The organism is Sphingomonas sp. BK069 (assembly GCF_014193405.1).
Classification (GTDB): Bacteria; Pseudomonadota; Alphaproteobacteria; order Sphingomonadales; family Sphingomonadaceae; genus Sphingomonas.
The window spans coordinates 388190-401468 of record NZ_JACHZH010000001.1; the positions used below are offsets into that span (position 1 = coordinate 388190).

The following is a 13279-nucleotide window of genomic DNA, read 5'->3' on the forward strand; positions in this document are numbered from 1 at the left end:
GGCTCCCTTCGTCATCCCCGCGCAGGCGGGGATCCATACACGCTGACGCCTCCCTTCTTGCCGCCACGTCTGCGCGTCTGGATCCCCGCCTGCGCGGGCATGACGAGAGAGGGCGGGCATGACGAGAGAGGGCGGTGAGGACGATAGCGCGAGCAAACATCCGGGGCACGGAGGCGCGTCGCCGCGTCCCCGGGGCGTCACCCCACCTCGCGCCGCAGCGCCTCTATCAGTCCGGGCGAGTGCGTCAGCCGCGCTTCCTCCTCGTCGAGGATGGCGCGGAAGGCGGCGCGCTTGATCGCCGCGACGCGCCCCGCGCGCAGCCGCGTCGCCGCAGGCAGCGTCGAGACGGTGATGTCGATCATCCGCTCGGCGCCGTGCAGGCGGCCCCAGAGATAGTCGTTCTCGCGATAGGCGCGGCTGAAGAAGGCGCCGAAGCTGTTGAACTGGATACCCTTCAGCGTGGCCGCCGCACCGCCCGAGCGGATCGAGCGGGCGTCGTCGGGCGAGACGCGGTCGACCTTGATCGGGTCGAACTCGTCGAGGCCCTCGCCCTGCAGCAGCGGCAGCAACGCCACGTCGACGAACGGAAAGCCGAGATAGTTGAGCAGCATCGGCCGCCGCACCTCGCGCGGCACCGCGGCCAGCGCCGCGGCCATGCGCGCGTCGGTCGCGGCGTCGCGCGCGGTGAGGTCGAGCGAGGCGCCGAAGCCATCGAGCAGCGGCCCGGCGTCGTCGCGCAGCGCGCGCACCTCGCGCCGCAGCGCCGCGTGCGTGTCGGTGCGCTTGGCGGCGAGGTAGTCGGTGAGCGAGTCGTAGATCGCGTCGCGCAGCGGCTGGAGCGCCGCGGCGCTCGCCTCATGCTCCAGCTCGCCGAGGCGGCGCGCCAGCAGCCGCAGCCGGCGCACGCGGAAGTTGAGGTCGAAGGTGCGCAGGAAGGCGACCATCGCCTCGCTCGCGCCGCCGGCATAGACCGCGTCGGCGCCGAGCCCGCGCGCGGCGAGCGCGGCGTCGAGTCGCTGTCGCGTGCGGCTCCACCGCTGCGCCCCGGGCGCGCCGCCGATGGCATGGAGCAGCGCGGCGACGAACTCGACCACGCCCGCGGCCTTGAGCTGGCCGTAGCCGACATAGCTGAAGCCGGCGCGCTCGGCCGCCGCCGCCTGCGCGCGGCGGCGCCACGCCACCAGCCGCGCCGGGGTGGGGCGATCGAGGAAGAAGGTGCGCCCGAACAATTCCTCGATCGCGGCGTCGACCTGCGGCCGGATCGCCTCGGTGATCGCGCGCATCCGCTCGATCCGCCGCGACCGTTCGGCCAGCGCCTCGAGATTGTCGCGGATCGGCTGCTGGCGCGGCAGCTCGCTGATCGCGCCGAGGATCGTCTGGAAAAAGCCGGGCGGTCCGGCACTGCCGGCGCCGAGCGTCAGCTTGTGGCCGGGCGAGGGGTCGACATAGACGAAGCGGCGGTCGATCTCACGCTTCGCCGGGCGCTCGCGCAGCGCGTCGATCGCCGGGCGGAAGGGCGCGTTGGCGAGCACCGACCCGTCGATCAGCACCGCGCGCTCGGCGGCGCGCGCGGCGGCGTGGCGCGGCAGCACGCGCTCGAGGAAGTCGCGTCGGCCTGGCCAGCGACGCCGCCGCGCGCGCAGCACGCGGTCCAGCTCGGCCACCGTGAAAGGCGGGAAGGCGCCGGGAAAACTCGAGGTCGCACGCGCGGCAAAGGCAAGCTCGGGGACGGCGGCCAGCGTGTCGAGCGCGATACCATGGTCGCTGAACGGCAGCACCAGCCGGTGCTCGGTCTCCATCACCTCGGGCGGCGAGTGCAGCTGGAGCCGCTCGGGGTGGCCGCCGAAGTCGGTGACGGTGACGAACAGGTCGAGCGGCTGTCCCGGCGGCAGCAGCCGCGGCCCGCGCGGCGCCGCCGCCATCGCCTCGAACGCGTCGAGCAGCATTGCGGTGAAGCCCTCGCCCGAGAAGGGCGGCTCGAACCAGCGCGAGCGGACGAAATGCGAGAGCTTGGCGCGCACCTCGTCGCGGGTCGCCTCGTCGAGCGCCTCGAGCTGGTCGGCGCTGCGCCCCGCCGCCATCCAGGCGAGCGGCAGCGCCCAGACCTTGGAGAAGCGCGAGGCGGGGGCGGCGTCGGCGTCGATCAGCCGCTCGACGTCGGCGCCGTCGAGCCACAGGTCGGTGAGCGGGTCGAGCGACTGCCCGCTCGCGATCGCCTGTGCCAGGAACACGCCGTTGATCCCGCCCGCGCTCGCGCCCGCGACGATGTCGGGCAGCACGCGCACGCGCCAGCCCGCGCTCTCCTCGATCTCGTCGAGCAAGGCGCGATAGATCCGCGCGCTGGCGCCGTCGCAGGGCGCGTCATCGCGCGTGGCCCGGCTGGCGCGGGCGAGATGCCACACCTCCTTGACGATGCCGTGCATGTAGACCGCCAGGCTGATCCCGCCGTAGCAGACGAGCGCGAGCCGCAGCTCCTTCTCGCGCACCGCGGCCTGGCTCATGCGGCGACGATCTCGGCCCAGATCGGCAGGTGGTCCGAGGCGACCCGCGACGCGGGCGACTGGTGGACGCCGCAGGCCGCCACGCGCAGCGCGCGCGACACCATGATGCGGTCGAGCCGCGCGATCGGTCGGCGGGCGTGGAAGCTCGGCCCGGTCTCGGCGAAGTGGAAGTCGCGCGCGAAGTCGCTGAGGCAGCCCGAGGCGCGGCTCCACTCGTTGAGGTCGCCCATCATCACCGTCGCCGGACCGGGAGCACGGTGCGCGGCGTGCTGGAGGATCGCCGCCGCCTGGCGGCGCCGCCACAGCCCCGAGAGATCGAGGTGCATGCCGATCACGCGCACCGCCTCGCCCGCGACCTCGACGTCGACGCAGACAGCGCCGCGCGGCTCGAGCGCGGGCAGATGCAGCTGCTGGCAGTCGAGGATCGTCGCCGACTTGCGCACCAGCAAGGCGTTGCCGTGCCAGCCCATGCTGGTCGCGCGCATGCCGAGCCCGACCGAGCGCCAGTCGCTGTGCTCCTCGAGCAGGTGCGGGGTGAGCACCGCGGCGCGCTGGCCGAAGCGGCGGTCGGCCTCCTGCAATGCCACCACGTCGGCGTCGATCTCGCGCAGCACCTGGAGGATCCGCTCGGGGTTGCGACGGCGGTCGGTGCCGATCGCCTTGCGGATGTTGTAGCTGGCGACCTTTAGCCTCATCGCAGGCGTAACGAGTCGGGCGGCCCCGCGGTTGCAGCCGCGGGCGCTAGTTAGCGCGACGGTAATCACCTGGCGCTACGATGCCCGGCGAGGCAGCGGATGGACGCGGGATGAAGCGAGGGATCAAGCTGGCACTGGTGCCCGTGACGGCGGTGCTGGTGATCGGGCTGGGCGCGGCAGGTGGGGTGGTGTTGTCGCGTGACGGCGGCGCCGCGGCGATCGAGGCGGACCTGCGCGCGGACGCGACCCCCGTCGTGCCGGCGGTGCTGCCGGTGCAGTTCTACGCCTTCGACCCGCCACTGACGGTCAACATCAAGGACACCGATGCGGTGCTCCAGGCGGGCGTGTCGGTGAGCACGCGCGACCCGAAGGTGCTCGACGCGCTGCGGCGCGACGATCCGGCGCTGCGCTCGGCGATGATCCTCGCCTTCGGCGACGCCAGCGAGGCCGCCGACATGAGCGACGCTGGCAAGCAGCAGCTGCTCGGCGCGATCACCGGCGCGGTCAACCGCCAGCTCGCCACCGACGGCTATGTCGGGCACGTCGACGCCGCTTACTTCACCGACTTCATCGTGCAGGGCGGCAGCGACGACCAGTGAGTGCGGCGCGACGCGCCGTGGAACGGCGAGTCGGCCAGCCGGTTTGTGTCACTTCAATGGCGCACACGGGTGCGCTGCGGGCGGCGCGGCGCGCCGCCACGAACCGGAGAGTGAGCGTGAGCGCCAGAGTCTGCACCAGCGTGCCGCTGGTCGCCGCGCGAGACGGCGTGGTGATCATCGAGTCGAGCTGCGGCCGCTCGTTCAACGTCAGCGCCGAGGTGGCGATGCAGATGAGCGAGCATCTGATCCGCAGCGCCGCGCGCGCGCGCGGACAGCATCGCATGGCCGCGGAGCGCGCCGAGGGCGTGTAGGGTCGCGAACGGTCCAACAGTGGCGCGCCGGGCGAGAGCCTGCCGCGTCTCCATGGACGACATCGCGCCGCGGTTGCCCGTTATCCCGAACCCGTTCCGGAATACACCGGTCCGGACCCGGAAGGTTCATTGTCGCGCGAGCGGCTAGCCCCACCGTCATCCCGGGCTTGAGCGGTATCGAGGACGGGAGGACGGTGGTGAGAGAGCAAGCCGCCTTTCGGGTCCACGCCATCTCCACCCCGGAGGCAACGCGCGCTGAGTTGATGGAATGGTCGATCCCGAAACACGTCCGAGGTGACGAGATGGTGTGACGTCTCACCCGTGGGCGTACCCGAATTCGGGCTCATCCCAAGTCGCACGTCCACTGAACTCGCACGCCGCCGACATCACGTCGATGACGATCGCGATCGCGCCGCACACCATGTCGCAAGCGCAATGTTCTCAATATGTTCTGTCCTACATCGCGGGCTCGCGCTATGGCTGAGCGCGTGGAAGGAGGTGCCCGATGATCCTGCTCGACGCCCCGCTGATCACGGCCGTGGCCGCGGTGATCGGCAGCTTGGCCGCGTTGGTCTGGTCCTGCCGCCGGCGGCCGTGACGACGACGATCAGCTGAACCGCGCTCCTGCCCCGACAGGTGAAGCGGTTCTCTAGGTCATGATCGTACGAGACTGGGCTCCTGCCTGAGCGGGAGCGCCTTTTCACCCTTCCTTCCCGCCTCAGCGGTCGTAGGCGCCGCGGATATGGCCGAGCCAGCCGGCCTTGCCGAGCGGCTCCTCCGGCGGGCGAGTCGGCGCGCTCGACGGCTTGGCGACGAAGGTCTTGGCGCGCGCGTCGTCAGGGTTGATCGGCTGGGCGAAGCGCAGCCCGGCGGCGCCCTGGTCGACCCAGATCACCGTCGCGCCCACCGCGGCGAGCGAGCCCACCGTGACGAGCACGGTCGCGCCGCGCTGCAGCCGCTCGGCCTGATCGACCCGCACGCCCGTGCTCGAGAGGTCGCGCACGCGGTGGCGAGTCGCCCCGCCATGGCCGAAGCGCTCGATCAGCGCGCCCAGCATCACGCGATGGCGCTCCGCGCGCGGCTGATGCTCGCGTGCGGCCGAGTCGCTGCTGACCGGGCCGCTCACGTCAGATGTCCTCATAGCCGTCGTCGTCGCGCGCGCCGCCCGACAGCAGCAGGATCACCTCGCGCGGCAGTCGCTGCTCGAAGCGGATCCCGGCCTCGCCGTCGTCGCACCACGCCACCGAGCCGACGAGCGTCTCGAGCCCGCCGATGCGCAGCCAGACGCGCTGCGCGGGCTTGAGCGCGACGCCGCGCAGCCGGCAGCCGCGGTTGGAGACATCGACCACCTGGACCGATTCGCTCTCGCCCAGGAACAGGCGCAGGCTGCCCTCGAGCGCGGTCGGCACGCGCAGCTCGCGGCGGTTGTCGCTCCACGACGCCGCCTCCAGCCACACGTCATCGCCGCCTGCGCTCACCTGCTCCACCTCACGTCCACCTGCCTCGCACGATGATCCGCTTATGGCGCGATAGGCTTAACAGCCCGTAACGGCGTGATGCATCCGCGCCGCGCTGGCCTTTTCGCGGCATGGCGGTAGGAGCGGGGCATGATCGAACCGCGTTCCTCCACCGATGGCCAGCGTCGGTGGACCGCGCGCCGCTATCGCGCCCTGCTGCGCGCGCAGGGGCCTCGCTCCGTGCGGTTCCGCACGCGCATGGCGATCCTGACGGGCGCGGTCGCGATCGGCGTCGCCGCCACGCTCTTCGCGCTCGCCGCCGATACGGTCGGGGCGCTGTTCGCGAGCTACGCGCGCCGGTACCGCTACGCCCCGCTGCTCACCACGCCGCTGCTGTTCGCCGCGCTGGTGTGGCTGACGCGGCGCTGGGTCCCGCTCGCGCGCGGATCGGGCATCCCGCAGGTGATCGTGGCGCAGCAGGACCCGGAGCGTGCCACCGGCTCGCTGGTGTCGATCCGCACCGTGGCGGGCAAGACGATGCTGACGCTCGCCGCGTTGCTCGGCGGCGCCTCGACCGGGCGCGAGGGGCCGACGGTGCAGATCGCCGCCGCGGTGATGGGGCTGAGCCACCGGCTGCTGCGCGTGCCGCTGCGCGGCGCGGTGCTGATCGCCGGCGGCGCGGCGGGCGTGGCGGCGGCGTTCAACACGCCGCTCGCCGGGCTGCTCTTCGCGATCGAGGAGCTCGCCTCCGCCTATGAGCAGCGGGTGACGCTGCTGGTGATCGCGGCGATCGTGATCGCGGGCATGGTCGCGCAGTCGGTACAGGGCGATTACGTCTATTTCGGCGTGATCGGCGCGCATCTGGCGCTCGGCCCGGCGCTGCTGGCGGTGCCGGTCGCGGGGATAGCGGGCGGGTTGAGCGGGGGGCTGTTCGCGCGGCTGATGCTGGCGCTCGCCACCGGCGGCGGCCGCCTGACCGCCTGGTCGAAGCAGCGCCCGGTCGCCTTCGCGGCGCTCTGCGGCGTGGTGGTCGGTGGCCTGGGCGTCGGCACCGGGCTGACCTGGGGCACCGGCTATGACGCGGCGCGCGCGATGATCGTCGGGGTCGACGCGCCTCTGTGGTTCGGCCCGGCCAAGTTCCTGGCCACGCTGGCGACCGCGGTGGCCGGGCTGCCCGGCGGCATCTTCGCCCCGTCGCTGGCGGTGGGCGCCGGGCTGGGCAACCTGCTGCGACCGCTGTTCCCGGACGAGCCCGCCTCGGCGATCGTGATCCTCGGCATGGTGGGCTATTTCGCCGGCGTGGTGCGGGCGCCGCTGACCGCGGTGATCATCCTCTCCGAGACGACCGCGAGCCGCGGGCTGATGCTGCCGATGTTCGCCGCCGCCTTCCTCGCCGACGGCGCGAGCAGCCTGGTGTGTCGCGAGAAACTGTACCACGGGCTGGCGCGCACCTTCGCGCGGCCCTGAGCCCGTTCGGTATGCGGCTCAGTCGCTCACGGCGGCGCGCCCGCGATCGGACAGGCTGCGCAGCGTGATCGACCAGCGCGTCGCCGCCATCGCGGCGATGCTGTGCTCCCATTCGTACCGCGCCTCGCCGCGGAGATGGTAGAGCCCGCGCGGCGGCAGCGGTGCGGTACGTCGCTCGAACCGCTCGCCGGCGCGGCGGCGGAAGCGCATCGCCGCCGGAGCGCCGAGCGAGATGCCGACGACATGGTCGAAGTGCGGCCGATCGCGGTGCCAGCCAATCCCGGCGCCGGGATCGTAGCGGATCAGCAGCGCCTGCTCGAGCGTGCCCGGCGCGAGGCCGACGGCTTCCTCGGCGCGGTCGCGCACCGCCGCGAGCCACGGGGGCAGCGGGTCGGTGCGCGCCAAGGCGGCGCGATCGAAATCATAGTGGATGCCGAAACTGTGCGTCAGCCGCTTGCCGAGCCAACCCTGGAACCGGAACGGCGCGAGCGCGAGCGAGTCGAGCCGCCCGATCAGCGCGCGCTCCTCGTCGGCGTCGACGAAGCCGGGGACGCTGCGCAGGCCGGGGATCAGCGGCAGGTCGAAGAGGTCGTTCACCGTGGTCCACTACAAGGATTGCCGCGAAGCACCATGACGGAGGTGCGGACAGGCTTCCCATGAGCGAGAGGCCGCCCCTCGCGGGACGGCCTCTCCATTGTCGGCCGGGGCCGGCAGTGTGTCAGGCGGCGGCATGCCCCGCAGAAGCGATCATGCCCGCGCCCTGTGCCGTAACCGGCTTGTGACAATGAGACATTCGATCACCTCCTTTCCGTTGTTGACGATGTCGCGGAGATGGTTGTTTCCATTAGACATTCAAGTAGCGGCCTATCACCACTCGACGCCGATCTTGCCGAAATGCCCGGCCGACTGCTGGAAGCGGAAGGCGTCGGGCAGCCGCTCGAGCGGGAAGCGTCGGTCGATCACCGGGCGGATGCCGGTGGCCTCGATCGCGCGCACGAACGCCTGCTGCTGCCGGCGCGAGCCGACGATCAGCCCCTGCAGCCGCGCCTGCTTGCCCATCAGCGCCGCGGTGGGCACGTCGCCGGTCACGCCCGCGACGGTGCCGATCAGCGCGATCTGCCCGCCGACGCGCACCGCCTCGATCGACTGGGTCAGCGTGCCCGCGCCGCCGAGCTCGAGCACGTGATCGACCCCGCCGCCGCTCCAGTCGCGCACCGCGCGGCCCCAGTCGGGCACCTCGCGATAGTTGACGACATGGTCGGCGCCGAGGTCGCGCGCGCGCTCCAGCTTCTCGCCCGAGGAGGAAGTGACGATCGCGGTCGCGCCCATCGCCTTGGCGATCTGTAGTCCCCAGATCGCGACGCCGCCGGTGCCGAGCAGCAGCACCGTGTCGCCCGCCTTGAGCGCGCCCTCGCCGACCAGAGCGCGCCAGGCGGTGAGCCCCGCGGTGGTGATCGTCGCCGCCTCGACCGGATCATAGCCCTTGGGCGCGCGCGTGAAGGCGGTGGCGGGGCGGACGACAGCCTCGGTGGCGTGGCCGTCGATGCCGTCGCCGGGGGTGCGGCGGAAGTCGCCGATCGTGGGCGCGCCGTCCTGCCAGTCGGGGAAGAAGCAGGAGACGACCTCATCGCCGACCTGGAACTCGGAGACGTCCTCGCCGACCGCCTCCACCGTGCCGGCGCCATCGGCGAGCGCGATCACACGGTCGCCCGCGGGCATGCCGCCGGTAACGACGCCGAGGTCGTGGTAGTTGAGCGAGCTGCCGTGCAGTGCGACGCGGATCTCGCCGCGGCCGGGCGCGCCCGGGTCGGCGCGCTCGGTGAAGCCGAGCGTGTCGAGGGTGGGCGGGGCGCCGATCGTCATGGCCTTCATGTCGGGTCCTTCATGCTTCACGTGTCGATGGAGCGGGCGGCGATGTCGTGTCGCCGCGCGCGCGTTCAAGCGCCGCCGCGCGTACCTTCGCGAGGCGCTACGCTCAGGCGGGCACGCCCTGCGCCGCGGGGAGCTCGACGATGTCGGACGATTCCGCCCACAGGTTGATGCCGCCGTCGCGCGCCAGCGAGTCGATCCGCGCCAGCTCGTCCTCCGCGAAGTCGAGCCGCTTCACCGCGTCGAGCGAATCGTCGAGCTGCGCGACCGTGCGCGCGCCGATCAGCGCCGAGCTGACACGTGGGTCGCGCAGCACCCAGGCGATCGCCATCTGCGCCAGCGTCTGCCCGCGCGCCGCGGCGATCGCGTTCAGGTCGCGGATCGCGGCGAGATTCTGCTCGCTCAGCAGCGACTGGCCGAGCGAGCCGCCGCGCGTGGCGCGCGCGCCTTCCGGCACGCCGTGAAGATATTTGTCGGTGAGCATGCCCTGCGCCAGCGGCGAGAAGGCGATGCAGCCGGTGCCGAGCGCCTCCAACGTGTCGAGCAGCCCGCGCTCGATCCAGCGATTCAGGATCGAGTAGCTCGGCTGGTGGATGAACAGCGGGACCTTCTCCTCGGCCAGGATCGCCGCGGCGCGCGCAGTCAGGCCGGGCTCATAAGAGGAGATGCCGACGTACAGCGCCTTGCCCTGACGGTGCAGCTGCACCAGCGCGCCCATCGTCTCCTCCAGCGGCGTGTTCGGGTCGACCCGGTGCGAGTAGAAGATGTCGACATAGTCGAGCCCCATACGGCGCAGGCTCTGGTCGCAGCTGGCGATGAGATATTTGCGCGACGAGCCGACGTCGCCGTACGGCCCGGGCCACATGTCCCACCCCGCCTTGGTGGAGACGATCAGCTCGTCGCGGTGCGCGGCGAAGTCGGTCGCGAGCACGCGGCCGAACGCCTCCTCCGCCGAGCCGTAGGGCGGCCCGTAATTGTTGGCGAGGTCGAAGTGAGTGACGCCGCGGTCGAAGGCGCGGCGCAGGATCGCGCGGCCGGTCTCGAACACGTCGCTGCCCCCGAAATTCTGCCACAGGCCGAGGCTGATCGCGGGCAGCCGCAGCCCGCTGCGGCCGACGCGGCGGTACGGCATGCGGCCGTCATAGCGTGCAGGATCAGCGACATAGGGGGCAGGAAAGGGCATGCGACGGCTCCGTGACGACCGGGTAATGGCGCCCCTAACGTCCATCGGCGCAGGGCGGTCCCGACGAACGCGACGACACGCGATCACCGCTCGCCAAACCGCCGCGAGCCTCTATGATCCGGCGGCAGAGGGGAGAGGCGAGGATGGAGCAGGGCGAGGCCGCGCTCGAGCGGCTGGCGGAGAACCCGCGCTACCGGCGGCTGGTGCGGCGCCGCGGTCGGCTCGGGCTGGCGCTGACCGCGGTGATGCTCGTCGCCTATCTCGGCTTCGTGCTGCTGGTCGCCTTCGACAAGCCGCTGCTCGCACGGTCGCTGGCGGGCGGGGCGACCTCGCTGGGTATTCCGATCGGGCTCGGCGTGATCCTGCTCGCGATCGCACTGACCGGGATCTACGTGTACCGCGCCAACCGCGAGTTCGACGCCGAGGTCGCCGCCATCGTCGCCGAGGCGCGGCGATGACCGGCGCGAGCGGTGGCGGACCTGGCTGGCCCGCGCTGGCGATGTTCGGCTGCTTCGTGCTGCTGACGCTCGCGATCACGCGCTGGGCGGCGCGGCGGACGCGCACCGCCGCCGACTTCTACGCCGCGGGCGGCGGGATCACCGGCTTCCAGAACGGGCTGGCGATCGCGGGCGACTTCATGTCGGCGGCGTCGTTCCTCGGCATCTCGGCGCAGATCTTCGCCGACGGCTATGACGGGCTGATCTACTCGATCGGCTTCCTGGTCGGCTGGCCGATCGTGCTGTTCCTGATGGCGGAGCGGCTGCGCAACCTGGGCCGCTTCACCTTCGCCGACGTCGCCTCGTTCCGCTTCGCGCAGACGCCGGTGCGCACGCTCGCGGCACTGTCGACGCTGCTGGTAGTGCTGTTCTACCTGATCGCGCAGATGGTCGGAGCGGGGCAGCTGATCCGCCTGCTGTTCGGGCTGCCTTACCCTTATGCGGTCGCGATCGTCGGCGTGATGATGACGCTGTACGTGCTGTTCGGCGGCATGCTCGCGACCACCTGGGTGCAGATCGTGAAGGCGGTGCTGCTGCTCGGCGCGGCGAGCTTCATGGCCGCGGCGGTGCTGTGGCAATTCGGCTCGCCCGAGGCGCTGTTCGCGCGCGCGGTGCAGGCCAAGGCCGCCGCCGCGGCCGCCAAGGGTGCGGCGCCGGGCGAGGCGATGGCGGCGGGACGCGCGATCATGGGGCCGGGCGGCTTCATCAAGGACCCGGTCTCGGCGATCTCGCTCGGGCTCGCGCTGATGTTCGGCACCGCCGGCCTGCCGCACATCCTGATGCGCTTCTTCACCGTGCCCGACGCGCGCGCGGCGCGCACCTCGGTGCTGTGGGCGACGGGGTGGATCGGTTACTTCTATCTACTGACCTTCGTGATCGGCTTCGGCGCGATCGTGCTGGTCGGCACCGACTCGCGCTATCTCGACGCCGCGGGCGCGCTGCGTGGCGGCGGCAACATGGCCGCTGTCCATCTCGCGCACGCGATCGGGGGCGACCTGTTCCTCGGCTTCGTCTCGGCGGTGGCGTTCGCGACCATCCTCGCGGTGGTCGCTGGGCTGACGCTCTCGGGCGCCTCGGCGGTGAGCCACGACCTCTACGCCAGCGTGTTCCGCCGCGGCCGCGCCGACCAGGTGGCGGAGCTGCGCGTCTCGCGCGTGACCGTGGTGGTGCTCGCGCTGGTCGCGATCGCGCTGGGCGTTTTGTTCGAGAAGCAGAATGTCGCCTTCATGGTCAGCCTGGCCTTCGCCATGGCGGCCTCGGCCAACTTCCCGGTCCTGCTGCTGTCGCTGCTGTGGCGCGGCTGCACCACGCGCGGCGTGGTCGCGGGCGGGGCGGTCGGCCTCGCGCTCGCGTTGGGGCTGACGATCCTGTCGCCCGCCATCTGGGTGACGGTGCTGGGTCACGCATCCGCGATCTTCCCTTATGGCTCGCCCGCGCTCTTCTCGATGCCCGCGGCGTTCGCGACGATCTGGCTGGTTTCGCGGCTCGATCGCAGCGGACGCGCGGTGGTGGATCGCGCCGGCTATGTCGCGCAGCGGGTCCGGTCCGAGACCGGCATCGGCGCTGCCAGAGCGAACGATCACTGATCAGTTCGGAGTGGCGGCAAAGAATCTTTACATAGCCTTAACACCCCCTTTTCAGATCATCGTTTCTGCGGCACGGTCCGTCGTGTGGTGCGCCATGTCGGCGACGCGGGAGACCGAAGATGAAGAGGGAATGGACCTTGGCGTTGAGCGCGCTGGGGCTGATCGCGGCACAACCGGCGGGCGCGGACCGAAGCACCGCGCAGTTCACCTCGGTGACGGTGTTCGGCGACAGTCTGGTCGACGCCGGCAATCTCTATCTCTCCAACGGCGGAACCCGCCCCGACCCGAGCCAAGGCTATTTTCAGAACCGCTTCACCGACGGCTTCGACTATCCCGATCTGATCTCGCTCAAGCTCTTCGGCGTGCCGACCAGGCCCTCGCTCAACGGCGGCAGCAACTATGCCTATGGCGGCGCACGCGTGGTCGATACCGGTGACGTGATCCCCGACCTCGGCGCGCAGCTCAGCACCTTCGCTGCCTCGGGCAAGGCGATCGACCCCAACGGCCTGTACATCCTCAACTTCGGCGGCAACGACGTGTTCGGCGCCAAGGGCGTGTTCGGCCCGGTCGGCGCCATCGGCGACTATCCCGACGTGAACAGCTATCTCGAGGCGGCGGCGAACCAGTATGTCGCCGGGATCAAGGCGCTCAACGAGCGCGGCGCGCGCAACATCCTGTTCACCGACTTCCCGCTCGCCGGCGACCCGTACACCATCGCGGCCAACAACTATCTGCGCACCGCACTGGACGGGCTGACCGTCAGCGCCGGGACAGACCTGTACTTCTACAGCCTCAGCGAGTTCAACGTGCGGGTGCTGCAGCACCCCGACCGGTTCGGGCTGCCGCCGCTGCGTGCCGACACCAGTTGCGTCGCCGCGGGCGCGCAGGCGAGCGGCTGCGCGGGCTTCTTCTCGTTCGACGGCGTCCACGTCACCGGCGCGGTGCAGGCGGCCGGCTTCCGCGACATGGACCAGCGCTTCGGCCTGACCAGCGCGGTGCCCGAACCCTCGGTCTGGTCGATGCTGATCCTCGGCTTCGGCCTGGTCGGCGCGGCGCTGCGGCTCGGCCGCCGGCGCCGTGTCGCCTTGGCAAGCGCGGCCTGACAGGACGACCT

13 protein-coding genes are annotated in these 13279 nt (G+C 71.6%); 6 read left to right on the plus strand and 7 right to left on the minus strand.

Annotated features, from left to right (window positions below):
- Window positions 1–197 precede the first annotated feature (197 nt).
- Window positions 198–2501, minus strand: coding sequence for a patatin-like protein (locus FHY02_RS01905; RefSeq protein WP_221198458.1), 2304 nt, complete (start codon window positions 2499–2501; stop codon window positions 198–200).
- Window positions 2498–3196: an endonuclease/exonuclease/phosphatase family protein gene (locus FHY02_RS01910; protein WP_183919960.1), complete on the minus strand. Its 699-nt coding sequence runs from the start codon at window positions 3194–3196 to the stop codon at window positions 2498–2500. The genes FHY02_RS01905 and FHY02_RS01910 overlap by 4 nt, the downstream gene beginning before the upstream one ends.
- A 110-nt stretch (window positions 3197–3306) precedes the next feature.
- Between FHY02_RS01910 and fliL the strand changes: the two genes are divergently transcribed.
- Window positions 3307–3795: a flagellar basal body-associated protein FliL gene (gene fliL, locus FHY02_RS01915; protein ID WP_183919962.1), complete on the plus strand. Its 489-nt coding sequence runs from the start codon at window positions 3307–3309 to the stop codon at window positions 3793–3795.
- Window positions 3796–3911: 116 nt separating this feature from the next.
- The gene (locus FHY02_RS01920; RefSeq protein WP_183919964.1) at window positions 3912–4106 is read left to right on the plus strand and encodes a hypothetical protein; all 195 of its coding nucleotides are present in this window, start codon (window positions 3912–3914) and stop codon (window positions 4104–4106) included.
- A 718-nt stretch (window positions 4107–4824) separates the two neighbouring features.
- Here FHY02_RS01920 and FHY02_RS01925 read toward each other — a convergent pair.
- Together FHY02_RS01925 and FHY02_RS01930 are read right to left on the minus strand one after the other, a co-directional pair.
- Window positions 4825–5232, minus strand: a complete 408-nt coding sequence (locus FHY02_RS01925) for a PilZ domain-containing protein (RefSeq protein WP_183919966.1) — start codon at window positions 5230–5232, stop codon at window positions 4825–4827.
- Window position 5233: 1 nt separating this feature from the next.
- Window positions 5234–5593: a PilZ domain-containing protein gene (locus FHY02_RS01930; protein ID WP_183919968.1), complete on the minus strand. Its 360-nt coding sequence runs from the start codon at window positions 5591–5593 to the stop codon at window positions 5234–5236.
- Window positions 5594–5713: 120 nt separating this feature from the next.
- Here FHY02_RS01930 and FHY02_RS01935 point away from each other — a divergent pair, with 120 nt between their 5' ends.
- Window positions 5714–7030, plus strand: a complete 1317-nt coding sequence (locus tag FHY02_RS01935) for a chloride channel protein (protein ID WP_183919971.1) — start codon at window positions 5714–5716, stop codon at window positions 7028–7030.
- Window positions 7031–7048: 18 nt separating this feature from the next.
- Here FHY02_RS01935 and FHY02_RS01940 read toward each other — a convergent pair whose 3' ends face one another.
- The 3 genes from FHY02_RS01940 to mgrA form a co-directional block, all read right to left on the minus strand.
- Window positions 7049–7627 carry an alpha-ketoglutarate-dependent dioxygenase AlkB gene (locus FHY02_RS01940; RefSeq protein WP_183919973.1) on the minus strand — a complete coding sequence of 193 codons (579 nt, stop codon included), beginning with the start codon at window positions 7625–7627 and terminating at the stop codon, window positions 7049–7051.
- A gap of 270 nt (window positions 7628–7897) precedes the next feature.
- On the minus strand, window positions 7898–8902 hold the full coding sequence (locus FHY02_RS01945) for an NAD(P)-dependent alcohol dehydrogenase (RefSeq protein ID WP_183919974.1): 1005 nt from the start codon (window positions 8900–8902) through the stop codon (window positions 7898–7900).
- Window positions 8903–9005: 103 nt separating this feature from the next.
- Window positions 9006–10082 (minus strand): L-glyceraldehyde 3-phosphate reductase, encoded by a 1077-nt coding sequence (mgrA, locus tag FHY02_RS01950; RefSeq protein ID WP_183919975.1) that lies wholly within the window; start codon window positions 10080–10082, stop codon window positions 9006–9008.
- A gap of 143 nt (window positions 10083–10225) precedes the next feature.
- Here mgrA and FHY02_RS01955 point away from each other — a divergent pair, with 143 nt between their 5' ends.
- From FHY02_RS01955 to FHY02_RS22805, 3 genes are all read left to right on the plus strand, one after another.
- The gene (locus FHY02_RS01955; protein WP_183919976.1) at window positions 10226–10540 is read left to right on the plus strand and encodes a DUF485 domain-containing protein; all 315 of its coding nucleotides are present in this window, start codon (window positions 10226–10228) and stop codon (window positions 10538–10540) included.
- Window positions 10537–12165: a cation acetate symporter gene (locus FHY02_RS01960; protein WP_183919977.1), complete on the plus strand. Its 1629-nt coding sequence runs from the start codon at window positions 10537–10539 to the stop codon at window positions 12163–12165. Before FHY02_RS01955 ends, FHY02_RS01960 begins: the two co-directional genes overlap by 4 nt.
- A gap of 119 nt (window positions 12166–12284) precedes the next feature.
- Window positions 12285–13268 (plus strand): SGNH/GDSL hydrolase family protein, encoded by a 984-nt coding sequence (locus FHY02_RS22805; protein ID WP_183921388.1) that lies wholly within the window; start codon window positions 12285–12287, stop codon window positions 13266–13268.
- Window positions 13269–13279: the final 11 nt, after the last annotated feature.